Origin of the sequence: Streptomyces sp. NPDC051738, from assembly GCF_044453205.1 — a bacterium.
GTDB lineage: Bacteria > Actinomycetota > Actinomycetes > Streptomycetales > Streptomycetaceae > Streptomyces.
On record NZ_JBITCM010000004.1, the window covers coordinates 149,531 to 174,480 of the forward strand.

Below are 24,950 nucleotides of genomic sequence, written 5' to 3' on the forward strand. Positions count from 1 at the left end.
GGACGAACCGTGACCCAGAATTCCCTGAACCCTCTTTCGTCCCATGTGCTGCTCGCTCCGCAGAAACCCGTCGAGCGAGTACGCGCATACTTCACGGACCATGGATTCGATGTGGGCGAGGTGATCGCCTCGGGTTTCGCACTGACCGGCCCACGGGCCGCGTACCTGGAGACCTTCGGAACGGCACCGGACACAACAGAGTCGGACGAACTGCCGCTGGAGCGGCTGCCGCGCGAGATCGCGGACGGCATCGAGGCGGTGGCCGTCCTCTCGCCGCCCGACTTCGGCCCGGCGTCCTACTGAGAGCCGCCCGCCTCGATCGCCTCCGCCACCTCGCCCACCCGTTCCCGCTCCTCCACCGCGAACCGCTCGGCGTCCAACTGCTCCGCGATCTCCTCGTCCTGGGCCATCAGCAGGTCCAGATTCGAGTCGCCCATCTCGAACACGCCCATGTCGACATAGGCCTGCTGCAGACGCTTCCCCCACAACCCGATGTCCTTGACACAGGGGACGATGCGGGAGAACAGCAACTGACGGAACAGGGCGAGGAACTCGGACCGCTCGCTGAACTCCTCGGCCTCGGCGGCCGGGATGCCGAAGTTCGTCAGCACCTCCACACCCCGCAGCCGGTCGCGCATCAGGTAGCACCCCTCGATGACGAACTCCTCCCGCTCACGGAGTTCGGCATCGCTGAGCTGCCGGTAGTAGTCCCGCAGCGCCATCCGCCCGAAGGCCACGTGCCGGGCCTCGTCCTGCATGACGTACGCAAGGATCTGCTTGGGCAGCGGCTTGTCGGTCGTGTCCCGGATCATGCCGAACGCGGCCAGCGCCAGCCCCTCGATGAGCACCTGCATGCCCAGATACGGCATGTCCCACCGACTGTCCCGCAACGTGTCGCCCAACAAGGCCTGCAGATTGTCGTTGACCGGATACAGCATCCCGATCTTCTCGTGCAGGAACCGCCCGTAGATCTCCGCGTGCCGGGCCTCGTCCATCACCTGGGTCGCCGAGTAGAACTTGGCGTCCAGGTCCGGCACCGACTCCACGATCCGCGCGGCGCACACCATCGCGCCCTGCTCCCCGTGCAGGAACTGGCTGAACTGCCAGGAGGCGTAGTGCTTGCGCAACTCCCCCTTGTCCTTCTCGCTCAGCTTGGCCCAGTACTTGGTCCCGTACAGGGACATGGACTCATCAGGCGTACCAAGAGGATCGGCCGGATCGACCTCAATCCCCCAGTCAATACGCTTCTGCCCGTCCCACTGCTTGTCCTTGCCCTTCTGGTACAGGGCCAGCAGCCGGTCGCGGCCGTCGTCGTACTCCCAGCTGAAACGTGCCGAGCCGGTCGCCGGCACCTGCCAGAGAGGTTCTCCCGGATCCGAGGCGTACAGGTCGTAAGTCGGCATGTTCCGCAGGCTCACACGTAGTAGACGCGGGGTCAACAACTCTTGCGCAAGGGATTGACGACCTTGCTGACAGGCAGTCTCATAAGCTCATGACGACGCTGACGGAAGCCGATGCGCTCGCGGGGCTGCGCGACGCGCTCGGCCTGCTCAAGGACCGGGAGCAGGTGGCCCAGCGGCTGCTCGACTCCTCCGCCAAGCACTCCTTCGACCCCGACAAGGAGCTGGACTGGGACGCGCCCTTCGAGGAGGGCAAGTGGTTCTGGCCCCCGGAACTGCTCTCGCTCTACGACACCCCCCTGTGGAAACGCATGAGCGAGGAACAGCGCCTCCTGCTCTCCCAGCACGAGGCCGCAGCGCTCGCCTCCCTGGGCATATGGTTCGAGATCATCCTCATGCAGCTCCTGGTCCGCCACATCTACGACAAGGCGGCGACCAGCGCACACGTCCGCTACGCCCTCACCGAGATAGAGGACGAGTGCCGCCACTCCAAGATGTTCGCCCGCCTGATCTCCCACGGCGACACCCCCTGGTACCCGGTGAGCCGCGCACACCAGCACCTGGGCCGCCTCTTCAAGACGATCTCCACCACCCCCGGCTCCTTCACCGCCACCCTCCTCGGCGAGGAGGTCCTCGACTGGATGCAGCGCCTGACGTTCCCCGACGACCGAGTCCAGCCCCTCATCCGCGGCGTCACCCGCATCCACGTGGTCGAGGAGGCCCGCCACGTCCGCTACGCCCGCGAGGAACTGCGCCGCCAGATGGTGACGGCCCCGAGGTGGTCCCAGGAGTTCACCCGAGTCACCTCCGGCGAGTTCGCCCGCGTCTTCTCGGTCGCCTTCGTCAACCCCGAGGTCTACACGAACGTAGGCCTGGACAAGCGAGAAGCCCTGGCCCAGGTAAAAGCCAGCGCCCACCGCCGAGAGATCATGCAGACAGGCGCGAAGCGCCTGACGGACTTCCTGGACGACATCGGAGTACTGCGCGGAGTGGGCCGCAGGCTCTGGAAGTCATCGGGCCTGCTGGCATAGCCGAACCCCCACGCACGGGCAGCCGCGTACGGCGGCAAGGGGACGTGCCGGGGGGTGTCCGCCCGCAGCGGCGGGCGTCAACGCCGACCAGCCTCCTGGCCGACAGAGCCGCCCGACCGAGGACGGACACCCCCCGGCGCGGCCCCGACCACAACACACCCGCAGGCGCTACGCGCACCCCCACCGAACCGGCACAGGCCGCCGCAGGCATCCCCGCCCAACCGCCGGAGGCACCCGCAGGCATCCCCGCCCAACCGCCGGAGGCACCCGCAGGCATCCCCGGCCCACCCGCCGGAGGCATACCCTGCTGGTCATGACGTCCTCGGCACCCACCCCTGCCTACCGCCGCCTAAGCGTCGAGGAGCGCCGCAGCCAACTCCTCACCGCCGCCCTCACCCTCTTCGCCCACCGCACCCCCGAGGACGTGAACCTGGACGACGTGGCAGAGGCGGCCGGCGTCTCACGCCCCCTTGTGTACCGCTACTTCCCCGGCGGCAAGCAACAGCTCTACGAGGCCGCCCTCCGCTCGGCCGCCGAAGAGCTCCAGCACTGCTTCGACGAACCCCCCGAGGGCCCCCTCCTCCCCCGCCTCACCCGCGCCCTCGACCGCTACCTCACCTTCGTCGACGAACACGACACCGGCTTCAGCGCCCTGCTGCACGGCGGCAGCGTCGTGGAGACATCCCGCACGACGGCCATAGTGGACGGTGTCCGCCGCGCCGCCGCCGAGCACATCCTCAGCCACCTGGAGGTCACCGACCCCGGCCCACGCCTGCGCATGACCGTGCGGATGTGGATCACCGCGGTCGAGGCCGCCTCCCTCATCTGGCTCGACGAGGACAAGCAGCCCCCCATGGAGGAACTGCGGGACTGGCTCGTCGAGCAGTTCGTCGCCGTCCTCTCGGTCACCGCGGCCCGGGATCCCCAGACCGCCGCCGTGACCGAGAAGCTGGCGGCGGATGGCTGACACTGGTGCCGTGAAGAGCGAAGACACCCCTTTCGAGGGCGGCCCCATGGACGGCCGCGTACTCCCCGTCCTCCTGGGCATCACCGGCCACCCGCCCAAGACGTACCGCATCCCGGTCCCCGACCCGCACGGCGGCCCGCCCACGGTCCTGGTCTACCGCCGCGTCCCCCGCACACCGGGCGCCCGCCCGAGCCTCACGCAGCGCTGGAAGTACGAGTACGCCCCCGAGGGGCAGCCCACCCGCCGACTGAACTGGCCGTGGTCCAAGCCAGAAGCCACGCCGCGCGGCAAGCCGGAAGACACCGAAGGGTGACGGAGTTACGCCGATCCGCGCACACCTGACGCGCGAAGCCGGCAACCACGTCCGATGCTCGCGATGCGGAGCAGAAGGCCTCTCCGCACCGGAGGTGATGACGTGTCAGGAAGGCTTCTCCGTCTGCTGTGCACGGCCGCCGCGGCGACCACGGCGGCAGCCGGCACGATTCTCGTTCCGACCCCCGCGATGGCGGCCCCCGAACCCGCGGAGCCCCAGGAACGCTCCGTCACCGCTCTCCTGACGGACCTTCAGCGCCTGTACCGAGAGGCCGAACAGGCCACGGAGACCTACAACGCGACCGAGGTGAGGCTGAAGAGACAGCGCACCGAGGTCGCCCGCCTGGACACCGCCCTGTCCCGCGCCCGCCTCGCCCTGCACGACAGCCGGGGCGCCGCGGGCCGCCTGGCCCGCCAGCAGTACCAGAACACCACCGACATCTCCCCGTACGTACGCCTGCTCCTGGCCCGCGACCCCCAGCACGCCCTGGACCAGGGCCATGTCATCGGCCAGCTGGCCCGCGAGCGCGCCGAGACGGTCGGCCGGCTGACCGGCACGGAGCGGAAGGCCGACGAGCTGGCCCGCAAGGCACGGGGGGCCCTGGACGACCAACTCGCCCTCGCCGAGCGCCGGAAGAAGAACAAGGACGCCGTACACAAGCGTCTCAAGAAGATCGAGGACCTCCTGGCCGCCCTCACCGCCGAACAGCTGGGGGAGCTGGCCGCACTGGAAAAGAGAGGCGTCTCCACGGCGCAGAAGGACTTCCTGGCGTCCGGCGCCCTCGCCGAGGACGACCACAAGCCCTCACGCGAGAGCGCCCGGGCGGTGCGCTATGCCAAGAAGCAGCTCGGGAAGCCGTACAAGTGGGGCGCGGAGGGCCCGAAGGCGTACGACTGCTCGGGCCTGACCTCCGAGGCCTGGGCGCACGCGGGCACCCCGATCCCGCGCACGAGCCAGGAGCAGTGGGCGCGGCTCGACCGGATCCCGCTGACCGAGTTGCGCCCCGGCGACCTGGTCGTCTACTTCCCGGACGCCACCCACGTGGCCATGTACCTGGGCAAGGGCAAGGTGGTCCAGGCCCCGCGCACGGGCGAGAAGATCAAGATCTCCCCGATCGCGTCCAACCCGGTCCTGGGAGCCGTACGCCCGGAGGTCAGGTCCCCGAAACCTCAGCGAGGTAAGCCCCGGTCTTCTCCGGCTCATAAAAGAAGTTCTCGAAGTCAGCCGGGTCATTGAACCCGTTGGCGAACCGGTCGGCCACCGGCGGCAGCTGCCCCGCCGCGCCGATCAGGTTGAGGATGTGCTCCGGCGGCGGCGCCAGCATCGCGTTCGTCCACTTGGTGACGTGCTGTGCCGTGGCCCAGTAGCGGTCGAAGGTGCCGCGCATCCACGCCTCGTCGAACTCCTTGTCCCCGTGTTCGAGGATCGAGTCGAGGTAGGCGGCCGCGCACTTGGAAGCGGAGTTGGAGCCCTGCCCGGTGATCGGGTCGTTGGCGACGACGACGTCCGCGACACCCAGCACGAGCCCGCCACCCGGAAGCCTGCCGATCGGGTTGCGCACGGTCGGCGCGTACCGCCCGCTCAGCACACCCCCCGCGTCCGTGAGCTCCACCTTGGTCGCCCGGGCGTACTCCCACGGCGTGTACTTCTCCATGAGTCCCAGGGTCAGGGAGAGGTGCTCCGCCGGGTCCTTCACGCCGTCGAAGACATCGAGCGGCCCGCCGGGTATGCCCTCCCAGAACAGGATGTCGGCCCGCCCGGAGGTGGTCAGACACGGCATGACGAACAGCTCGCCGACGCCGGGGACCAGGTTGCAGCGGACGGCCTCCGTGTCCGGGTGCTCGGGGCGCGGGCCCAGGCCGTGGACGTACGACACGGCCAGCGCGCGCTGCGGCTCGCTGTACGGGGAGCGCTCCGCGTCCCGGCCGAACATCTGGACCAGCTCGCCCTTGCCCGCCGACACCAGCACCAGGTCGTAGGTGCGGGCGAAGTAGTCGAGGTCGCCGACCGCCGCGCCGTGGATGACCAGCTGTCCACCGCGCTGGGCGAACGTCTCCATCCAGCCGGCCATCTTCACGCGCTGGTCGACCGACTGCGCGAACCCGTCGAGGCGCCCCATCCAGTCGATCGCGCGGGCCGCGGGGCCCTCGCCCCAGGAGCCGGGGGCCGCCACCGAGACACCGAGCCCCTCGATCTTCGGGGCCTGGGACTCCCAGAAGTTCAGCTGGAGATCGCGCTCGTACTGCAGCGCCGTGTGGAACATGCACTGCGTGGACATGACCCGGCCGGAGCGGATCTCGTCCGCCGTCCGGTTGGACATCAGGGTGACCTCGTACCCGTGCGACTGGAGTCCGAGGGCGATCTGGAGTCCGGACTGACCGGCTCCGACGACGAGTATCTTCCGCATCCGGGGCTGTTCTCCTACTCGGGGGTGACGTCCAGCGCGTGGCCGACGAGGGACAGGAGGGTCTCGATGACCGAGATCCGCCGCCGCGCGTCCATGATCATTACAGGTATGTGCGCGGGGATCGTCAACGCCTCCCGCACGTCGTCCGGCTCGAACAGCTCGCTACCGTCGAAGTGGTTGACCGCGACGACGTACGGCAGCCCGCAGCTCTCGAAGTAGTCCAGTGCGGGGAAGCAGTCCTTGAGCCGCCTGGTGTCCGCGAGGACCACCGCCCCGATCGCGCCGCGCACCAGGTCGTCCCACATGAACCAGAACCGCTGCTGACCCGGCGTACCGAACAGATAGAGCACCAGGTCGTCGTCGAGCGTGAGGCGGCCGAAGTCCATGGCCACGGTGGTGGTCAGCTTGCCGGGCGTCGAGGTGAGGTCGTCGGTCTCCTCGCTCGCCTCGGTCATCAGCGCCTCGGTCTGCAGGGGCGTGATCTCCGAGACGGCGGTGACCAGCGTGGTCTTGCCGACACCGAAGCCGCCCGCCACGACTATCTTCGTGGCGACGGGGGCCCGGGTGCGGTCCGTCTGCCAGGACTTCAGGTCCTCATCGGTGTCTTCAAAGACGACGGAGTCCACTCAGCACCCTTTCGAGCAGAGCGCGGTCCGGCCGGCCCGTGCCGTGGCCGGTTCCGGTGCCGTACACACGGATCTTTCCCTGGTCCGCGAGATCGCTGAGGAGCACGCGGACCACGCCGAGCGGCATCTTCAGCAGCGCGGCGATCTCGGCCACCGTGCGCATCCGGCGGCACAGTTCGACGATGGCCCGCATCTCCGGCATGACCCGGGTGCTGAGAGAGCCGTTCGTCAGCTCCCTGCGCTCCTCGCCGGCCTCCAGCGCGGCCGTGCTGCTGACGAAGGTCTCGACGAGCAGGACGTGGCCGAAGCGGGTACGGCCGCCGGTGAGCGAGTAGGGGCGCACGCGGGCGGGTTTGCGGTCGCCGCCGCGTACGGGGAGGTGGGGCTTGTTCTTGGGGGCGTTGCTCATCGGGTACTCCCTGCCGACGCGGTCTCGAGGGATTTCCGTAGCTCGCTGCGGAGTTCGGGGGTGAGGACGTGGCCGGCGCGCCCGACGAAGAGCGCCATGTGGTAGGCCACCACGCTCATGTCGCAGTCCGCGGAGCCGTGCACGCCGAGCAGCGAGCCGTCGCTGATGGACATCACGAACAGGCTGCCCTCGTCCATGGCGACCATCGTGTGCTTGACGCCGCCGAACTGCATCAGCTTCGCGGCGCCGATGGTGAGGCTGCCGATGCCGGAGACGATGGTGGCGAGGTCGGCGGAGGAGCCGCGGGGGCCGGTGGGCTTGTCGTTCCTCGCCTCCCGCGCCGCTTCGTTGCGGGCGTGGTCCGAGGAGAGCAGGAGCAGGCCGTCGGAGGAGACCACCGCGACCGACTGGATGCCCGGCACCTCCTCGACCAGATTCGTCAACAACCAGTGCAGGTTGCGGGCTTCACTGCTCAGTCCGAAGGTACTGGGCGCGGTCAACTGCTTGCCTCCTCGACTGTGCCCCCCGTGGCTGCTTCGGATGTCGGTGCCTTGTTCTGACCCGTCTGATCGGCGATCTCCGCCTCCACATCGCGGTAGCCGGCCTCCGCTCCCCTTCGGAAGCCGCCGAGCCTTCTGCGCAGGGCTTCGGCGTCGACACCTCCGGTCCGCTGGCGCGGGGCCTGCACCGGGGCGGTGATCTTCGGGGTGCGCTTGGGCAGGCCCTTGTCGGTGACGAGTTCGCTCCCGTCGTCACCTTCGTCACCCTCGTCGCCCTCATCCCTCTCGTCCCGGGCACGCTCGTGGGTGTCGGGTCCGATGGCGTAGGGGTCGGTGACCGGGGGCTGCGTCTCCTGGGCGGGCCCGGCGGGCTGCTCCGGGATCAGGAGTTCCATCGTCGTCTCGGCGGGCGCGGCCTCCGGTGCCGTACGTTCCTCCTCCGCGCCCTCCTCCGTCGCCCGTACGGCCTTCTCCGCCAGCGCCACCAACGGGTCGCCGTCCCTGGACCGGCCGTGCAGGACGTTGGAGTTGGCCTCCGCGTCCGCGCCCGGCAGGGAGAAGGCGTGCGTGCCGGTGTGGTGCGGGGTGTCCGCGGGGACCGCGGGCGCGGGGGCCGCCGCGAAGAGGCCCTTCGACAGGACCGCGACCGCCGCGACGCCGCCCTGCTTCTGCTCGCGGAGCTGGACGCGGACGCCGTGGCGGTGGGCGAGGCGGGCGACGACGTAGAGGCCGAGGCCCAGGCCGTCGTCGCCCTCCTGGTCGTAGGAGGCCTCGGGGTCGAAGTCGGAGAGCCGGGAGTTGAGCCGCGTCAGGCGCTCGTCGGTCATGCCGATGCCCTCGTCCTGGACCGAGAGCATGACCTCGCCGTTCTCCAGCAGCCAGCCGGAGATCTCGACGGGCCGGTCGGGCGGGGAGAACGCGGTGGCGTTCTCCATCAGCTCGGCCAGGAGGTGGGACAGGTCGTCGGCGGCGAACCCGGCCACGTGCGCGTGCGGCGGCATCGCGGCGATGCGGACGCGCTCGTAGCGCTCGATCTCGCTGACCGCCGCGCGGACGACGTCGACCAGCGGGACCGCCCCGGCGTGCTGCTGGACGTGCTCGGTGCCGGCCAGGACGAGGAGGTTCTCGCTGTGCCGGCGCATGACCGTGGCGAAGTGGTCGAGCTTGAAGAGCGTGGCGAGCCGCTCCGGGTCCTGCTCGCGCTCCTCCAGGCCCTCGATGACGGCGAGTTGCCGCTCGACGAGGCCGAGGGTGCGCAGGGCGAGGTTCACGAAGGTGGAACCGATGGTGTCCCGCAGACGCTCCAACTGGGCGGCGGAGTCGGCGAGTTCGGTCCGCAGTTCCTCGCGGGCGTCGGCCATCTTCTGGCGCTGGCCGACGAGGTGCTTGCGGTCGGACTCCAGCGTGGTGATGCGCTCGTGGAGGGTGACGGCGTGCGCGTGCAGGGCGTTGACGGAGTTGACGACCTGGGCGAACTCGTCCTTGCGGCCGGTGAACTTGACGGGCTCCTCGGCCGCCGGGTCCTCGGCCTGGGCGAGCCGGGCGGAGCCGAGCCGCAGGACGGCCAGCGGCCGGGTGAGGGAGCGCGCCATGCCGGTGGCGACGCCGACGGCGAGCAGCATCAGGGCGCCCAGGATCGCGATGCGGATCTCCAGCGCGGTGACGTCGTCGTCGCGGAGCTGTTCGAGGTCCTTGGTGCGGCGCTCGTAGAGGGCGGACTCCACGCCGCGCATCAGGTCGACGCGGGCCGACAGGACGGCCTCGGCGCGCTGGGTGCTGGTGTTCAGGTCCCGGTCGGAGAGCGCGGCCTGGTCGGTGAGGGCGGCGAGATACCGGTCGGCGGTGTTGACCTCGGGGCCGGTGACCGTGGAGTCGTACGACGTCCGCGCGGACTTGGGGGCGGTGTCGTGGAAGTCGGCGAGGGCGGCGTCGGAGCGCAGGCGGGCCTGCTGGGCGGCGGCGCTGAGGGCGGCGCGCGCCTTGGCGTCGGCAGCCGAGGAGGTCTTCCGGGTGGTCGCGAGGCCGGTGACCGGGTCGACGACGGTCTCGGTGGTGGTCGGCACGCTGAGCGCGGCGAGCAGCAGCCCTCGGGCGGCGGCGGCCTGCTGCACGGCGGAGTCCAGCTCGGCCAGGGCGTAGGCGCCGGCGCCCGTGCGGGGCGGCATCTGCTCGGCCAGCCGCTCGGCGAGCCGGTGGAGTTCGGTGATGGCGGCCGAGTAGGCCTCGTGCGCTTCCAGGGCGCCGCTCTTGCCGGTGAGCGCGGCGCGGCGCACGGCCGCGATGCCGTCGAGGTCGTCGTGGAGCGAGGCCGGGGCGTCGGGGTCGGTGCGCAGTTCCTCGACCTGCCGGTCGACCCGGACGCTGCGCTGCTCGCTGGGCGCCTTGGACTTGGGGCGGCCGGCGGCGATGTACGACGTGACCTCGTCGCGCTCGTCGGCGAGGGAGTGCGCGAGGGCGAGCGCGTCCTGGGTCTGCTCGGCGAGCGTCACCAGCTCCTGGGAGTCGTGCAGTTGCCCGGAGGCGGCGACGATCGAGGGGACGCCGGCCGCGGCGATGGCGGCGGCCACGACGGCCACGGCGACGATCAGCCGGTTGCGTACGTGTGTCGGGCGCCCCTTGCCGGCGGGTGTGACCTCGGTGGTGGCGCCGGGAGTGGGCTGCGTGCCTCCTGCGGAGGCCGTCTGCTTGCCTGAGCGACGAGGCCGCATCTTCTGCACCGGTGCTCGCATTCCTGACTCGTGATACCCATGGATCCGAGTGACGCTCCGTCAAGTACTGTCGACTGTACGTACACTCGATGCGGTTCCCGACCCTCCCAGTGCCGGTGGGCAGCGACCGCGCATCACCTGACCCGCCACCCGAAGGAGTGAACCCCGGAGGGGAGTTGGCGGGCAAGTTTCTCCGACGCTCACACATGCCTTGCACGGCGGGCCGGTTGGACGTCTGCGGCAGGCGATGGCAGTATTCGCCGCCACGCCCGCCCGGAGCGAACCATTCCACCCCAAATCAGGCGTCTGACCTGCGCGACTGCACCCATTCGGCAGCCGATGCAGCCCCTTCGCGAACCTTGTGAAGGCCTCGTGCAGACTGGCCGAATGCGAACAGAGCTAGCTTCCGAGCCCGGCGACCGCACCCGCCCCAACGAGGACTTCGCGAGTGTCGGACTTCCCGCCTCGGGACAGGGCGGCGTCCTGGTGGTCCTGGACGGCGTGACCCCACCGAGGGGCGGGACGGGTTGTCTGCATTCCGTTCCCTGGTTCACCGCACGGCTCGGCGGCGCCCTGACCGAACTGACCGTTTCACTCCCGGATGTTCCCCTGGCCGACGCGCTGGGCCGCGCCATCGCTCGTACCGCCGAGGCCCACACCGCAACCTGTGACCTTTCTCACCCACGCACCCCACAGGCAACGGTGGTCCTGGCGCGGTGGTCGCCGGAGTCGGTGGAGTACCTGGTCCTGTCCGACTCGGCCCTGCTGGTGGAGTCGCCGGACGGCACGATCACGCCCTTCCTGGACGACCGCCTGGCCCGCCTCCCCCGCGCGTCCCTGGCCACGGACGCGCTGATCGACGCCCACGTCCGCAACAAGGAGGGCGGCTTCTTCACGGCCGCCGCGGATCCGTCGGTGGCGGGGCGGGCGGTGACGGGGGTGCTGGCCCGGGAGGACGTGCGGGCGCTGGCGGCGCTGACGGACGGGGCGACGAGGTGGGTGGAGAAGTTCCGGGAGGGGGACTGGGCGGACTGCTTCACCGTCGTACGGAAGGAGGGGGCGCGGGCTCTGGTGGAACGCGTGCGGGCGCTGGAGTCGGCCGACGCGGAGGAGCGGACGCATCTGGGGCGGAGCAAGACGCATGACGATGCGACGGTCGTGTACGCGCAGTTGTGAGGCACGGGCCTCGCGGTCTTGCTTCTCTCTCCCCCCCCGGTTCGGCTTCCTACTTCTCCATCCCCCGGTTCAGCTGGTTCAGCAGCCGCGCCAGCTCCGCGACCTCGCCCCGGTCCCAGTGGGACAGCTGCTCGACATACCGGCCCCGGCGGGCCTCCCGCACCTTCGCGACCCGACCGCGCCCCTCCTCGGTGAGGTGCACAAGCCAGGCCCGCCCGTCGGCGGGGTCCGGCTCGCGCGCGACGAGGCCCAGGTCCTCCAGGGCCCGGAGCTGACGCGACATGGTGGCCTTGCCGACCCCGATATAGGCGGCGAGCTCGGTGGCCCGCTGACGCCCGCTTTCACCCAGCCGGACCAACAGCCCGTACGCCGCTGACTCCAGATCCGGATGGACCTCGCGGGCCATCTCGCCCTGCTTGGCCCTGGCGCGTCGGAAGAGGACCGTCAACTCGCGTTCCAGGTCGAGGAATTCGGGCCGGCCCGGGCCACTGTCGGACCCTCCTCCAGTGGGAGCGCCCCCAGATTCGACTCGCGGCCCGTCGCCGATTCCGTCGCCGATTCCGTCTTCGTGCACGTCAGCCCCTGCCTCGTGTTTCCGGTCCGGTTTCCCGGTCCGGAAAGTTTCCGCCCACCGCCGTCATCGCCGCAGCTCCGCCAGTATTTCGCAGGCTCAGACCAAAGGCAGCCTCCGGACCCCCTTCCACCTGCGCTTCTCCATGCCTAGCTTGCCTGACAGAGGTTTACTGGCATGCACACGCCGTGATCACGGACCGCAACGGCAGCCGCACCACCGCGCGTTTCCCCACCGAGCACCACCGAGCCTGCGGAGGCACGCTATGCCCGTGCACAGATCCGAACAGCTCCGTCCCCGGCGCCCGCACCTCACCGGGCTCCTCCTCACCGCGATCCTCTCCCTCACCCTCGCCGGCCAGCCGTCCCCCGCGTCCGCCGGCGACGACACCCCGCCCCGCGGCTCCGCCCACATGGGCATGGGCGTCGCAGCCCACGACGGCGTGCACGGCCTGCCCAACGACACCCTGGCCACCCAGACGGAGGGCGTCGACGTCTCCAGCCACCAGGGCAACGTCGCCTGGTCGACGCTGTGGAAGAGCGGGGTGAAGTGGGCCTATACGAAGGCCACCGAGGGGACCTACTACACGAACCCGTACTTCGCCCAGCAGTACAAGGGCTCCTACAACATCGGCATGATCCGCGGCGCCTACCACTTCGCGACCCCGGACACCACCAATGGAGCAACCCAGGCCAACTACTTCGTCGACCACGGCGGCGGCTGGTCCCGCGACGGCAAGACCCTGCCCGGCGTCCTCGACATCGAGTGGAACCCGTACGGCGACGCCTGCTACGGCAAGACCCAGAGCCAGATGGTCACCTGGATCCGCGACTTCCTGAACCGGTACAAGGTCCGCACCGGCCGTGCCGCCGTCATCTATACGGCGACGAGCTGGTGGAAGCAGTGCACCGGCAACCACAGCGGCTTCGCCACCGTCAACCCCCTGTGGATCGCCCGGTACGCCGCGGAGGTGGGGGAACTGCCTGCGGGCTGGAGCTACCACACCATGTGGCAGTACACGTCCTCCGGACCGACCGTCGGGGACCACAACCGGTTCAACGGGGCGCTCGACAGGGTCGTGGCGCTCGCCAAGGGATAGCACGGCGAAGGCCCAGGCCTCCCTCACGGGACCCGGGCCCTGCCTGTCCGGTCGCGTCCGTCACGCCGCGATCGGAACCTCGGTGGCCGCGCCGTCGGTGGCCGGCGACAGGGCCAGTTCCAGGACCTGGCGGACGTCGGTCACGGCGTGGACGTCGAGCTTGTCCAGCACCTCCGCGGGGACGTCGTCCAGGTCGGGCTCGTTGCGCTTGGGGATGACGACGGTCGTGACGCCCGCCCGGTGGGCCGCCAGCAGCTTCTGCTTGACGCCGCCGATCGGCAGCACCCGGCCGGTCAGCGAGACTTCGCCCGTCATCGCCACGTCCGTGCGGACCAGGCGGCCCGACAGCAGCGACGCGAGGGCCGTCGTCATCGTGACGCCGGCGCTCGGGCCGTCCTTGGGCACCGCGCCCGCCGGGAAGTGGATGTGCACGCCCCGGTCCTTCAGGTCGGCGACCGGCAGCTCCAGTTCGGCGCCGTGCGAGCGGAGGAAGGACAGGGCGATCTGCGCGCTCTCCTTCATCACGTCACCCAGCTGGCCGGTCAGCGTCAGGCCCGCCGCGCCCGTCTCCGGGTCGGCCAGCGACGCCTCCACGAACAGCACGTCTCCGCCGGCTCCCGTGACCGCGAGGCCGGTCGCCACGCCCGGCACCGCCGTACGGCGCTCCGCCGGGTCCTGGGCAGACTCGGGCACGTGGTGCGGCCTGCCGATCAGGGAGCGCAGGTCGGCGTCCGTGACCGTGAACGGCAGCTCGCGCTCGCCCAGTTCGTGCTGGGCCGCGACCTTGCGCAGCAGCCGCGCGACGGACCGCTCCAGGTTCCGCACGCCCGCCTCGCGTGTGTACTCGCCGGCGAGCTTGCGCAGCGCGCTCTCGTCGAGGGCGACCTCGTCCTTGTTCAGACCCGCCCGCTCCAGCTGGCGCGGGAGCAGGTGGTCACGGGCGATGACGACCTTCTCGTCCTCGGTGTAGCCGTCCAGGCGGACCAGTTCCATACGGTCGAGCAGGGCCTCGGGGATGGCCTCCAGGACGTTGGCGGTGGCCAGGAAGACCACGTCCGACAGGTCCAGCTCCACCTCCAGGTAGTGGTCCCGGAAGGTGTGGTTCTGTGCCGGGTCCAGCACCTCCAGCAGGGCGGCCGCCGGATCGCCCCGGAAGTCCGACCCCACCTTGTCGATCTCGTCGAGCAGGACCACCGGGTTCATCGACCCGGCCTCCTTGATGGCCCGCACGATCCGGCCGGGCAGCGCGCCGACGTAGGTACGGCGGTGGCCGCGGATCTCGGCCTCGTCGCGGACGCCGCCGAGGGCGACCCGGACGAACTTGCGGCCCATGGCGTGGGCGACGGACTCGCCGAGCGAGGTCTTGCCGACGCCGGGCGGGCCGACGAGGGCCAGGACGGCACCGCCACGGCGGCCTCCCACGACCCCCAGCCCCCGGTCGCTGCGCCGCTTGCGCACCGCCAGGTACTCGGTGATCCGCTCCTTCACGTCCTCCAGACCGGCGTGCTCGGCGTCGAGGATCGCCTTGGCGCCGAGGATGTCGTACGCGTCCTCGGTCCGTTCGTTCCACGGCAGTTCGAGCACGGTGTCGAGCCAGGTCCGGATCCACGATCCCTCGGGCGACTGGTCGGAGGACCGCTCCAGCTTGTCGACCTCCTTGAGGGCGGCCGCGCGGACGTTCTCGGGGAGATCGGCGGCCTCGACACGGGCCCGGTAGTCGTCGGACTCCTCGCCGTCCTGCTCGCCGTTGATTTCACGCAGTTCCTTGCGTACGGCTTCGAGCTGACGGCGCAGCAGGAACTCGCGCTGCTGCTTGTCGACGCCCTCCTGGACGTCCTTGGCGATGGTCTCGGCGACGTCCTGCTCGGCGAGGTGGTCGCGCAGTTGCTGGGTGGCGAGTTTGAGGCGGGCGACCGGGTCGGCGGTCTCCAGGAGCTCCACCTTCTGCTCGGTGGTCAGGAACGGCGAGTAACCGGAGTTGTCGGCAAGGGCGGAGACGTCGTCGATGGCCTGCACCCGGTCCACGACCTGCCAGGCGCCGCGCTTGCGCAGCCAGGCGGTGGCGAGGGCCTTGTACTCCTTCACCAGGTCAACGACCTGTCCGGGCAGCGGCTCGGGCACGCTCTCGTCGAGCCGCGCCCCCTCCACCCACAGCGCGGCACCCGGCCCGGTCGTCCCGGCACCGATCTTCACGCGCCCGCGACCGCGGATCAGGGCGCCCGGGTCACCGTCGGCCAGCCGGCCGACCTGCTCGACGGTGCCGAGCACTCCGGTGCCCGCGTACGTACCGTCGATACGCGGCACCAGCAGCACCCTCGGCTTCCCCGGCTGCGACCGCGCGGCGGCCTCAGCGGCCTCCACCGCGGCCCGCACATCGGCGTCGTTCAGATCCAGCGGCACCACCATTCCGGGCAGCACGACCTCGTCGTCGAGCGGCAACACGGGCAGGGTGAGCGGTGCGGACGTCGAAGCCATGATCTCCCCTTCGGCAGTCAAGTTGAGTTATGCCGACTCAATGCACGGGGCGGCACGAATGTTCCCCCGCCCCCGTTCGCTGTGAGCGATCACCATCCACACACGCTGTGACCTCGGGTTTCGCGAATATCCGGTTGTGCGGACCCCAGCCCGTCCCGCACGGTCTCCCCGTGACAGACACAGAGATCCTTCTCGCGGCCTACGACGAGCAGATGCGCGGCGCGCCCCCGACCCCGCCCTCAGGTGTGACGTATGAACAGGACGGCCCGCTGCTGCGGATCGTCGGCGGATTCCGTGGCCTCGTCAGCGGCCCGCGCTCCCTCGGCGTGCGCGGCACCGAGCTCGACCGGCTCATCGCCCGGCAGCGCGACTACTTCGCGGCGCGCGGCGAGGCGGTGGAGTGGAAGACCCGGTCCCACGACGACCCCGCCGACCTCACCGACCGCCTCCGCGCGGCGGGCTTCGCACCCGAGGACGAGGAGACGGTCCTGGTCGGGCGCGCCGCCGACATGGCCGTACGAGAGCCCGTCCTGCCCGAGGGCGTGACGTTGCGCCGGGTCACGGCGGACGCCGACATGCGCCGGATCGCCGCGATGGAGTCGGTGGTGTGGGGCCAGGACTGGAGTTGGCTCGCCGACGATCTCATCGGCCGGGTCGCGTCCGCGCCGGACGAGATCTCCGTCCATGTCGCCGAAGCGGACGGCGAGGTCGTCTCGGCGGCCTGGCTGGTCTTTCGCGAGGGCACGGAGTTCGCGAGCCTGTGGGGCGGATCGACGCTGGCCGAGTGGCGCGGCCGCGGCATCTACCGCGCGCTCGTCGCGACGCGCGCCGCCCTGGCCGTAGCCCGCGGCGTCACGTACCTCCATGTCGACGCCTCCGACGACAGCGCACCGATCCTGCGGCGGCTGGGCTGCGAGGCGGTGACCACGACCACGCCGTACGTGTGGTCACCCGAGGGCGACTGACTCCGAGGCGCGCCACCGCCGCACCACCGGCCACATCCCGACCCCGATGACCAGGGCGATCAGATGCCCCCAATTGGTCAGCGGATCCGTCAGGTTGACCAGGTCCTGGAGCAGCATCCCGCCGAACAGCGCCAGCACCGGCCACCGCAGCCACGGCCGCAGCAGCCCGCCCAGCGCGCCGATGCTCGTCGCCACGCCGAAGCTGATGCCGTAGTCGAAGCGGTGCAGCGAGCTGGCGGGAAGGTGGCCGACCAGCACCGCGAGCCCGACGGGGACCTCGGTCGCGAGGGTCGCCAGGACGTGCCCCGCCAGGAAGACGAGGGCCGTGCGGACGCCGCCGATGCGCCGCTCCAGCGCGGTGAGCACCAGCAGGAAGCAGAGCGTGTACGGCGCCACGACCCCGCCCGCGACCCACAGCGCACTGGCGAGCAGCACCAGCACGGGCGTCTGCACGAGGTGCGCGACATCGGTGCTGGAGCCCTGGTGCAGGGCGTGCACGAGGTCGGGTTCGGCGTAGGTGGTGATCAGGGAGGTGACGGTCAGTACGGCGGCGTAGGCGAAGGTGAACGGGGTGCCGGTGGGAGTGGGGAGCAGCCGCCAGGGGCGGAGGGGATGGGGGCGGGGAGCGGCGACCTCCGTGATGACCGGCGCGGGGAGCTGCGTCGTGGCGGCGCTCGTCGCGGTGGCGCCGGTCGCCGGGGTGATGGTCGCCGGGGCGCTCGTCGCGGTGGCGCCCACCGGCCCGCGCTGCCGCGGCATACCGTCCAGCAGCCCGGCGACATCGGGCAGGCCCGCCTCACCGGACTCCGGAACCGAGCCCGTCACACCCCCAGCCGCAGTCCGTTCCAAGGTGAAGCGCTCCTTCCGTTTCCCCCACCCTTCGCCTGCGGCCCGCCCATGTCTGTGACCTGCGCCACTCGGTAGCGGATTCTCAGGAACCTCTCAACTGGCACCCGGGCGCCCTGGTTCCGGACCTCTTCACCCCATAGGGGGACCCCGTGCCCCGCCAGAACCTACAAATCCGCTCGGCCCCGCCGGCCTCACCTGCCAGGATGGCCGGATGCCCACTTCGTACGACATCCCCGAAGTACTGGACCGTCACGAAGGCCCCCACGGCGAGGTCGTGCTGCGGCGGCACGGCGAGTTGCTCCAGATCATCGCGAACGGCTGCTTCCTGATGGACACCTCCGACGGCCGTTCGGAGCGCCTGCTGGTCGATGTGGCGCTCGGCGCGCTGGACGGGCGACCGGAGCCCCACCTGCTGATCGGCGGGCTCGGAGTGGGGTTCTCGCTCGCACATGCCGCCGCCGATCCCCGCCCGGGACGGATCACCGTCGCGGAGCGCGAGAGCGCGATTATCGGCTGGCATCTTGACGGACCCTTGTCGCAGTTCTCGGCCCGCGCCCTCGCCGATCCGCGCACCGAGATTCTGGAAACGGATCTCGTGGCGTACGTACATGAGACTTCCGACACGTATGACGCCCTGTGTCTCGACATCGACAACGGGCCCGGCTGGACTGTCACCGAGGGCAACGACAGCCTGTACTCGCCGGGTGGACTGGCAGCCTGTGCAGGGGCGTTGAGGCCAGGCGGGGTGCTGGCCGTATGGTCCGCCCAGCCTTCTCCGGAATTCGAAGAAACCTTGCGTAATGCCGGATTCCAACAGGTGCGTACCGAAGAGATCCCCGTTGCCCGGGGCGTTCCGGACGTCGTGCACCTCGCCGTACAACCTGGATAGCCGTGGCGCCGTGACTCCCCGTACTCTGCTCACCTGACGCGGATCATTCAAGCGTCAATCGCAAGCATGAGCAGGCATAGCCAGTCAGAGGAATCACCCCACGGATTCCGGAAAGCAACTTTGGGGCGGGCGATGGAGCAGACACACACCTCCCACAACGGCACGGCGGCGACCCCGGGCGCACAGCGCCGGGTCCTGGTGGTCGAGGACGATCCGACCATCGTGGACGCCATCGCGGCCCGCCTGCGCGCAGAGGGATTCCTCGTGCAGACCGCGGGTGACGGGCCGGCGGCGGTCGACACGGCCGAGGCCTGGCAGCCTGACCTGCTGATCCTCGACATCATGCTGCCGGGCTTCGACGGCCTGGAGGTATGCCGCCGGGTGCAGGCCCAGCGGCCGGTGCCGGTGCTGATGCTGACCGCACGTGACGACGAGACCGACATGCTGGTCGGGCTCGGCGTCGGCGCCGACGACTACATGACCAAGCCGTTCTCGATGCGGGAGCTGGCGGCACGCGTGCATGTGCTGCTGCGCCGCGTCGAGCGCGCCGCCCTGGCCGCCACGACCCCGCGGTCGGGCATCCTGCGCCTCGGCGAGCTGGAGATCGACCACGCGCAGCGGCGCGTGCGGGTGCGCAGTGAGGACGTTCACCTCACGCCGACCGAGTTCGACCTCCTGGTGTGCCTGGCGAACACCCCGCGCGCGGTGCTCTCCCGTGAGCAGCTGCTCGCCGAGGTGTGGGACTGGGCGGACGCCTCCGGCACCCGGACCGTCGACAGCCACATCAAGGCGCTGCGCCGGAAGATCGGTGCCGAACGCATCCGTACCGTGCACGGCGTGGGCTACGCCCTGGAGACCCCGACGCCATGAGCGACGGCCCGGCTCCGCGGAGAGGCCCCGGGGAGCCCTGGGGCGGTGTACGTCCGTTCTCGATCAAGACCAAGCTGGGCGCGCTCGTCGTCATCGCGGTGCTGATCACCACGGGGCTGTCGGTGAACGCGGTGCGGTACCAGACGGAGCTGCGCTTCATCATGGTCTTCTCGATGATCGCCACCCTGCTGGTCACCCAGTTCGTGGCCCACTCGCTGACGGCCCCGCTGGACGAGATGAACACGGTGGCCCGGTCCATCTCGCAGGGCGACTACACGCGCCGGGTGAAGGAGAACCGCCGGGACGAGCTGGGCGACCTGGCCGAGACGATCAACCTGATGGCCGACGAGCTGGAGGCCCAGGACCAGCAGCGCAAGGAGCTGGTGGCGAACGTCTCGCACGAGTTGCGCACCCCGATCGCGGGCCTGCGGGCCGTCCTGGAGAACGTGGTCGACGGCATCGCCGAGGCCGACCCCGAGACGATGCGCACGGCGCTGAAGCAGACCGAGCGCCTCGGCCGGCTCGTGGAGACGCTGCTGGACCTGTCCCGCCTGGACAACGGCGTCGTACCGCTGCGGCTGCGGCGCTTCGAGGTGTGGCCGTACCTGTCCGGCGTGCTGAAGGAGGCCAACATGGTCGCCTCCGCGCGCAGGGGCATGGCGTCGGGTTCGGGCAGCCACACCCGTACGGACGTCCATCTGCACCTCGACGTGTCCCCGCCGGAGCTGACCGCGCACGCCGACCCCGAGCGCCTCCACCAGGTCGTCGCCAACCTCATCGACAACGCGATCAAGCACAGCCCGCCGCACGGCCGCGTGACGGTCAAGGCGCGGCGCGGGGCGTATCCGGAGTCGCTGGAGCTGGAGGTCCTGGACGAGGGGCCGGGCATCCCGAAGTCGGAGTGGCACAAGGTCTTCGAGCGCTTCAACCGGGGCGCCGTCCGCCGTCCGCACGGACCGGGCAGCGACGGCGGTACGGGGCTCGGGCTGGCGATCGCACGCTGGGCCGTCGATCTGCACGGGGGCCACATCGGCGTGGCCGAATCCGATCGAGGTTGCCGGATTCTTGTCACACTTCCTGGGCAGCCATCTGTTCCAAGTTGACGTAAAGTTCGAAGCGGAGCCACAAGATCCACGTCTGTCCTGGCTGACGGACACGTGTGATCAGGTACAGGCCCGCGCCGTTGGCGTGCCGGGCCCCGGTCGAGGCATCCCATCTGCGGTCTTCCGAAGCGGAACCACGCTTGTTTCCCGCCATTTCCAGGCCCGAAACACGCTTTCCAATGTGACTTACACGACGATGACCTTGCTCAGCCTCACCTTCCCGGCCATGGAGGCGTAGCCTTTATTCCCGCTGTCCATCACCTTGTGAGAAGCGGAAGAGGGCGGTTGCCGCCGTGTCGCCACAGTCCCCCAGTAACTCGAGCATCTCGACCGACACCGACCAAGCGGGGAAGAACCCCGCGGCCGCGTTCGGTCCGAACGAGTGGCTCGTCGACGAGATCTATCAGCAGTACCTCCAGGACCCCAATTCGGTAGACCGAGCCTGGTGGGACTTCTTCGCCGACTACAAGCCCGGCGTCGGCGCCGCGGCTCCGGCGGGTACTGCGGCCGCGGGGGCCGCAGGGACCACCAGTCCGGCTCCGGCGGCCCCCGCTGCCCCGGCCACCCCCTCGGTCCCGGCGCCGGCCCCGGCCGCCCCGAAGCCCGCTGCTGCTGCGCCCGCCGCCGCGGCCCCGGCTCCGGCGAAGCCCGCCGCCCCCGCCCCGGCCGCGAAGCCGGCTCAGCCGAAGAAGGCCGAGCCCGCCGCCGCTGCCGCCGCGTCCTCGGACGGTCCCGCGCTCGTGACGCTGCGCGGCCCCGCCGCCGCGGTCGCGAAGAACATGAACGCCTCGCTGGAGGTGCCCACGGCCACGTCCGTGCGCGCGGTCCCGGTGAAGCTGCTCTTCGACAACCGCATCGTCATCAACAACCACCTGAAGCGCGCCCGGGGCGGGAAGATCTCCTTCACGCACCTGATCGGCTACGCGATGGTGCAGGCCATCAAGGCCATGCCGTCGATGAACTACTCCTTCGCGGAGAAGGACGGCAAGCCGACCCTGGTCAAGCCGGAGCACGTCAACTTCGGCCTCGCCATCGACCTGGTGAAGCCCAACGGCGACCGCCAGCTGGTCGTCGCGGGCATCAAGAAGGCCGAGACGCTGAACTTCTTCGAGTTCTGGCAGGCCTACGAGGACATCGTCCGCCGCGCCCGCGACGGCAAGCTGGGCATGGACGACTTCACCGGCGTGACGGTCTCCCTGACCAACCCCGGCGGCCTCGGCACCGTCCACTCGGTCCCGCGCCTCATGCCCGGCCAGTCGGTCATCATGGGCGTCGGCTCCATGGACTACCCGGCCGAGTTCCAGGGCACCAGCCAGGACACCCTCAACAAGCTCGGCATCTCGAAGGTCATGACGCTCACGTCGACCTACGACCACCGGGTCATCCAGGGCGCCGCGTCCGGCGAGTTCCTGCGGATCGTCGCGAACTTCCTCCTCGGCGAGGGCAACTTCTACGACGAGATCTTCGAGGCGCTGCGCATCCCCTACGAGCCGGTCCGCTGGCTCAAGGACATCGACGCCTCGCACGACGACGACGTCACGAAGGCCGCGCGCGTCTTCGAGCTGATCCACTCCTACCGGGTCCGCGGCCACGTCATGGCCGACACCGACCCGCTGGAGTACCGCCAGCGCAAGCACCCCGACCTGGACATCACCGAGCACGGCCTCACCCTGTGGGACCTGGAGCGCGAGTTCGCGGTCGGCGGCTTCTCCGGCAAGTCCCTGATGAAGCTGCGCGACATCCTCGGCGTACTGCGCGACTCGTACTGCCGCACCACCGGCGTCGAGTTCATGCACATCCAGGACCCCAAGCAGCGCAGGTGGATCCAGGACCGCATCGAGCGCGGGCACACCAAGCCCGAGCGCGAGGAGCAGCTGCGCATCCTGCGCCGGCTGAACGCGGCGGAGGCCTTCGAGACCTTCCTGCAGACGAAGTACGTCGGCCAGAAGCGCTTCTCCCTGGAGGGCGGCGAGTCCGTCATCCCGCTGCTCGACGCGGTGCTGGACTCGGCTGCCGAGTCCCGCCTGGACGAGGTCGTCATCGGCATGGCCCACCGCGGCCGCCTGAACGTCCTCGCCAACATCGTCGGCAAGTCGTACGCCCAGATCTTCCGCGAGTTCGAGGGCAACCTCGACCCGAAGTCGATGCACGGCTCCGGCGACGTGAAGTACCACCTGGGCGCCGAGGGCACCTTCACCGGCCTGGACGGCGAGCAGATCAACGTCTCGCTGGCCGCGAACCCGTCCCACCTGGAGACGGTCGACCCGGTCATCGAGGGCATCGCCCGTGCCAAGCAGGACATCATCAACAAGGGCGGCACGGACTTCACCGTCCTGCCGGTGGCCCTGCACGGTGACGCGGCCTTCGCGGGCCAGGGCGTGGTGGCCGAGACCCTGAACATGTCGCAGCTGCGCGGCTACCGCACCGGCGGCACGGTCCACATCGTCATCAACAACCAGGTCGGCTTCACGGCGGCTCCCGAGTCGTCGCGCTCCTCGATGTACGCCACCGACGTGGCCCGCATGATCGAGGCCCCGATCTTCCACGTGAACGGCGACGACCCGGAGGCGGTCGTCCGCGTTGCCCGCCTGGCCTTCGAGTTCCGCCAGGCGTTCAACAAGGACGTCGTGATCGACCTCATCTGCTACCGCCGCCGCGGTCACAACGAGTCGGACAACCCGGCCTTCACCCAGCCGCTGATGTACGACCTGATCGACAAGAAGCGCTCGGTGCGCAAGCTCTACACCGAGTCCCTCATCGGTCGCGGCGACATCACCCTGGAAGAGGCCGAGCAGGCGCTGCAGGACTACCAGGGCCAGCTGGAGAAGGTCTTCACGGAGGTCCGCGAGGCTGTCTCCCAGCCGAGCGCCGGCCCGGTGTCGGACCCGCGCGCGGAGTTCCCGGTCGCCGTGAACACCGCGATCTCCGCGGAGGTCGTGAAGCGGATCGCCGAGTCCCAGGTCAACATCCCCGACACGTTCCACGTGCACCCGCGTCTGCTGCCGCAGCTGCAGCGCCGGGCGGCGATGGTCGAGGACGGCACCATCGACTGGGGCATGGGCGAGACCCTCGCGGTCGGCTCCCTCCTCCTGGAGGGCACCCCGGTCCGGCTGTCCGGCCAGGACTCCCAGCGCGGCACCTTCGGCCAGCGTCACGCGGTCCTCATCAACCGCGAGACGGGCGAGGAGCACACCCCGCTCCAGTACCTCGCCGAGGACCAGGCCCGCTACAACGTCTACAACTCCCTGCTGTCCGAGTACGCGGTCATGGGCTTCGAGTACGGCTACTCGCTGGCCCGGCCCGACGCGCTCGTGATGTGGGAGGCGCAGTTCGGTGACTTCGTCAACGGCGCGCAGACGGTGGTCGACGAGTACATCTCGGCGTCCGAGCAGAAGTGGGGCCAGACGAGCGGCGTCACGCTCCTGCTCCCCCACGGCTACGAGGGCCAGGGCCCGGACCACTCCTCGGCCCGTGTCGAGCGCTTCCTCCAGCTGTGCGCCCAGAACAACATGACGGTCGCGATGCCGACCCTGCCGTCGAACTACTTCCACCTCCTGCGGTGGCAGGTGCACAACCCGCACCACAAGCCGCTGGTGGTCTTCACCCCGAAGTCGATGCTGCGCCTCAAGGCCGCCGCGTCGAAGACGGAGGAGTTCACGTCGGGCCAGTTCCGCCCCGTCATCGGCGACTCCACGGTCGACCCGGCCGCGGTCCGCAAGGTCGTCTTCGTCGCCGGCAAGCTGTACTACGACCTTGAGGCCGACCGCCAGAAGCGCGGCGTCACGGACACGGCGATCATCCGCATCGAGCGCCTGTACCCGCTGCCGGGTGCCGAGCTCCAGGCCGAGATCGCCAAGTACCCGAACGCCGAGAAGTACCTGTGGGCCCAGGAGGAGCCGGCGAACCAGGGTGCGTGGCCGTTCATCGCGCTCAACCTGATCGACCACCTGGACCTTGCGGTCGGCGCCGACATCCCGCACGGCGAGCGCCTGCGGCGGATCTCCCGTCCGCACGGCTCGTCCCCGGCGGTGGGTTCGGCCAAGCGCCACCAGGCCGAGCAGGAGCAGCTGGTGCGTGAGGTGTTCGAGGCCTGAGCCTTCGAACAACGGGTCTGATCGGAAGGCCCGGCTCCGAGTCCGCGTGACTCGGAGCCGGGCCTTCCGGCGTTTACGGCCAACTCGCCCGCCACACCAGTAAATTGAGACACCGGTGAAGTGAGAAGGACGGACACACGGGGGCACCAATGGCCGAGCTGCTGCGGATCGCCATGGACGACGAGGACGGCGCGGGACAGCTGGTCGTCGAGGTCGAGGACGACGAGCCAGGCATGGTCCGCGCCTCACGCGTCGGCGACCGCATGCGCGAGGCCTCGGTCTCCCTGGAGGAGGCCCTGGCCCCCATCCGCCGGGCCGCGGAGGCAACCCTGCGCACCTTCCAGGCGGCCCAACCCGACACGGTGGAGCTGGAGTTCGGCGTGAAGCTGAACGCGAGCGCCGGGGCCGTACTGACCAAGACCGGGGTCGAGGGCCACATCGTCGTCAAGCTCGGCTGGGAGAAGAAGCACCCCCAGGCGTGAGCCGCCGTCAGCCGGC

General features: G+C 70.2%; 22 protein-coding genes. 13 read left to right on the top strand and 9 right to left on the bottom strand.

Annotated features, from left to right (window positions below; genetic code table 11):
- Positions 1–9 precede the first annotated feature (9 nt).
- Entirely contained in the window at positions 10–303 is a 294-nt protein-coding gene (locus ACIA8X_RS11300; protein ID WP_393448730.1) for a hypothetical protein, read from the top strand.
- On the opposite strand, the gene ACIA8X_RS11305 is transcribed toward ACIA8X_RS11300, so the two are convergent.
- Entirely contained in the window at positions 297–1,403 is a 1,107-nt protein-coding gene (locus ACIA8X_RS11305; protein WP_393448727.1) for a ferritin-like domain-containing protein, read from the bottom strand. The genes ACIA8X_RS11300 and ACIA8X_RS11305 overlap by 7 nt on opposite strands.
- Positions 1,404–1,492: 89 nt before the next feature.
- On the opposite strand from ACIA8X_RS11305, the gene ACIA8X_RS11310 reads away from it, so the two are divergent.
- The 4 genes from ACIA8X_RS11310 to ACIA8X_RS11325 all read left to right on the top strand — a co-directional run bounded on the left by ACIA8X_RS11310 (position 1,493) and on the right by ACIA8X_RS11325 (position 4,947).
- Entirely contained in the window at positions 1,493–2,431 is a 939-nt protein-coding gene (locus ACIA8X_RS11310) for a diiron oxygenase (protein ID WP_399458224.1), read from the top strand.
- Positions 2,432–2,744: 313 nt separating this feature from the next.
- A complete protein-coding gene (locus tag ACIA8X_RS11315; RefSeq protein ID WP_393448721.1) occupies positions 2,745–3,398 on the top strand; it encodes a TetR/AcrR family transcriptional regulator in 654 nt (217 codons plus the stop codon).
- Entirely contained in the window at positions 3,391–3,711 is a 321-nt protein-coding gene (locus ACIA8X_RS11320) for a hypothetical protein (RefSeq protein WP_393448718.1), read from the top strand. Before ACIA8X_RS11315 ends, ACIA8X_RS11320 begins: the two co-directional genes overlap by 8 nt.
- Before the next feature lie 102 nt (positions 3,712–3,813).
- Positions 3,814–4,947, top strand: coding sequence for an NlpC/P60 family protein (locus tag ACIA8X_RS11325; protein ID WP_399458225.1), 1,134 nt, complete (start codon positions 3,814–3,816; stop codon positions 4,945–4,947).
- Here ACIA8X_RS11325 and ACIA8X_RS11330 read toward each other — a convergent pair.
- From ACIA8X_RS11330 to ACIA8X_RS11350, 5 genes are read right to left on the bottom strand one after another with little or no spacing between them, the layout of a single operon-like run.
- Positions 4,865–6,118, bottom strand: coding sequence for a styrene monooxygenase/indole monooxygenase family protein (locus tag ACIA8X_RS11330; RefSeq protein ID WP_399458226.1), 1,254 nt, complete (start codon positions 6,116–6,118; stop codon positions 4,865–4,867). The two genes, ACIA8X_RS11325 and ACIA8X_RS11330, sit on opposite strands and share 83 nt — an antisense overlap.
- 14 nt (positions 6,119–6,132) lie before the next feature.
- Positions 6,133–6,744: an ATP/GTP-binding protein gene (locus ACIA8X_RS11335; RefSeq protein ID WP_393448709.1), complete on the bottom strand. Its 612-nt coding sequence runs from the start codon at positions 6,742–6,744 to the stop codon at positions 6,133–6,135.
- Positions 6,725–7,153, bottom strand: a complete 429-nt coding sequence (locus ACIA8X_RS11340; protein ID WP_393448706.1) for a DUF742 domain-containing protein — start codon at positions 7,151–7,153, stop codon at positions 6,725–6,727. The genes ACIA8X_RS11335 and ACIA8X_RS11340 overlap by 20 nt, the downstream gene beginning before the upstream one ends.
- Positions 7,150–7,653: a roadblock/LC7 domain-containing protein gene (locus tag ACIA8X_RS11345; protein WP_393448703.1), complete on the bottom strand. Its 504-nt coding sequence runs from the start codon at positions 7,651–7,653 to the stop codon at positions 7,150–7,152. The genes ACIA8X_RS11340 and ACIA8X_RS11345 overlap by 4 nt, the downstream gene beginning before the upstream one ends.
- Entirely contained in the window at positions 7,650–10,382 is a 2,733-nt protein-coding gene (locus ACIA8X_RS11350; protein WP_399458227.1) for a nitrate- and nitrite sensing domain-containing protein, read from the bottom strand. Before ACIA8X_RS11350 ends, ACIA8X_RS11345 begins: the two co-directional genes overlap by 4 nt.
- Before the next feature lie 366 nt (positions 10,383–10,748).
- Here ACIA8X_RS11350 and ACIA8X_RS11355 point away from each other — a divergent pair, with 366 nt between their 5' ends.
- On the top strand, positions 10,749–11,537 hold the full coding sequence (locus tag ACIA8X_RS11355) for a protein phosphatase 2C domain-containing protein (RefSeq protein WP_393448697.1): 789 nt from the start codon (positions 10,749–10,751) through the stop codon (positions 11,535–11,537).
- A 49-nt stretch (positions 11,538–11,586) separates the two neighbouring features.
- Here the strand turns inward: ACIA8X_RS11355 and ACIA8X_RS11360 are convergent, their stop codons facing one another.
- Positions 11,587–12,111 carry a MarR family winged helix-turn-helix transcriptional regulator gene (locus ACIA8X_RS11360; protein ID WP_393448694.1) on the bottom strand — a complete coding sequence of 175 codons (525 nt, stop codon included), beginning with the start codon at positions 12,109–12,111 and terminating at the stop codon, positions 11,587–11,589.
- Positions 12,112–12,373: 262 nt separating this feature from the next.
- Between ACIA8X_RS11360 and ACIA8X_RS11365 the strand changes: the two genes are divergently transcribed.
- A complete protein-coding gene (locus ACIA8X_RS11365; RefSeq protein WP_399458228.1) occupies positions 12,374–13,207 on the top strand; it encodes a lysozyme in 834 nt (277 codons plus the stop codon).
- A gap of 60 nt (positions 13,208–13,267) precedes the next feature.
- Here the strand turns inward: ACIA8X_RS11365 and lon are convergent, their stop codons facing one another.
- A complete protein-coding gene (gene lon / locus ACIA8X_RS11370; RefSeq protein ID WP_393448688.1) occupies positions 13,268–15,682 on the bottom strand; it encodes an endopeptidase La in 2,415 nt (804 codons plus the stop codon).
- 170 nt (positions 15,683–15,852) lie between these two features.
- On the opposite strand from lon, the gene ACIA8X_RS11375 reads away from it, so the two are divergent.
- On the top strand, positions 15,853–16,647 hold the full coding sequence (locus ACIA8X_RS11375; protein WP_393448685.1) for a GNAT family N-acetyltransferase: 795 nt from the start codon (positions 15,853–15,855) through the stop codon (positions 16,645–16,647).
- Here the strand turns inward: ACIA8X_RS11375 and ACIA8X_RS11380 are convergent.
- Complete coding sequence (locus tag ACIA8X_RS11380; protein ID WP_399458229.1) at positions 16,630–17,496, bottom strand: rhomboid-like protein; 867 nt, start codon at positions 17,494–17,496, stop codon at positions 16,630–16,632. The two genes, ACIA8X_RS11375 and ACIA8X_RS11380, sit on opposite strands and share 18 nt — an antisense overlap.
- A gap of 211 nt (positions 17,497–17,707) precedes the next feature.
- Here ACIA8X_RS11380 and ACIA8X_RS11385 point away from each other — a divergent pair, with 211 nt between their 5' ends.
- The 5 genes from ACIA8X_RS11385 to ACIA8X_RS11405 all read left to right on the top strand — a co-directional run bounded on the left by ACIA8X_RS11385 (position 17,708) and on the right by ACIA8X_RS11405 (position 24,934).
- On the top strand, positions 17,708–18,385 hold the full coding sequence (locus ACIA8X_RS11385; RefSeq protein ID WP_399458230.1) for a spermidine synthase: 678 nt from the start codon (positions 17,708–17,710) through the stop codon (positions 18,383–18,385).
- A gap of 132 nt (positions 18,386–18,517) precedes the next feature.
- Complete coding sequence (locus tag ACIA8X_RS11390; protein WP_003997964.1) at positions 18,518–19,255, top strand: response regulator transcription factor; 738 nt, start codon at positions 18,518–18,520, stop codon at positions 19,253–19,255.
- A complete protein-coding gene (locus tag ACIA8X_RS11395; protein ID WP_393448675.1) occupies positions 19,252–20,358 on the top strand; it encodes an ATP-binding protein in 1,107 nt (368 codons plus the stop codon). The genes ACIA8X_RS11390 and ACIA8X_RS11395 overlap by 4 nt, the downstream gene beginning before the upstream one ends.
- A 293-nt stretch (positions 20,359–20,651) precedes the next feature.
- Positions 20,652–24,452, top strand: a complete 3,801-nt coding sequence (locus ACIA8X_RS11400) for a multifunctional oxoglutarate decarboxylase/oxoglutarate dehydrogenase thiamine pyrophosphate-binding subunit/dihydrolipoyllysine-residue succinyltransferase subunit (RefSeq protein ID WP_399458231.1) — start codon at positions 20,652–20,654, stop codon at positions 24,450–24,452.
- A 149-nt stretch (positions 24,453–24,601) separates the two neighbouring features.
- Positions 24,602–24,934 (top strand): CU044_2847 family protein, encoded by a 333-nt coding sequence (locus ACIA8X_RS11405; RefSeq protein ID WP_393448669.1) that lies wholly within the window; start codon positions 24,602–24,604, stop codon positions 24,932–24,934.
- The last annotated feature ends 16 nt before the right edge of the window (positions 24,935–24,950 follow it).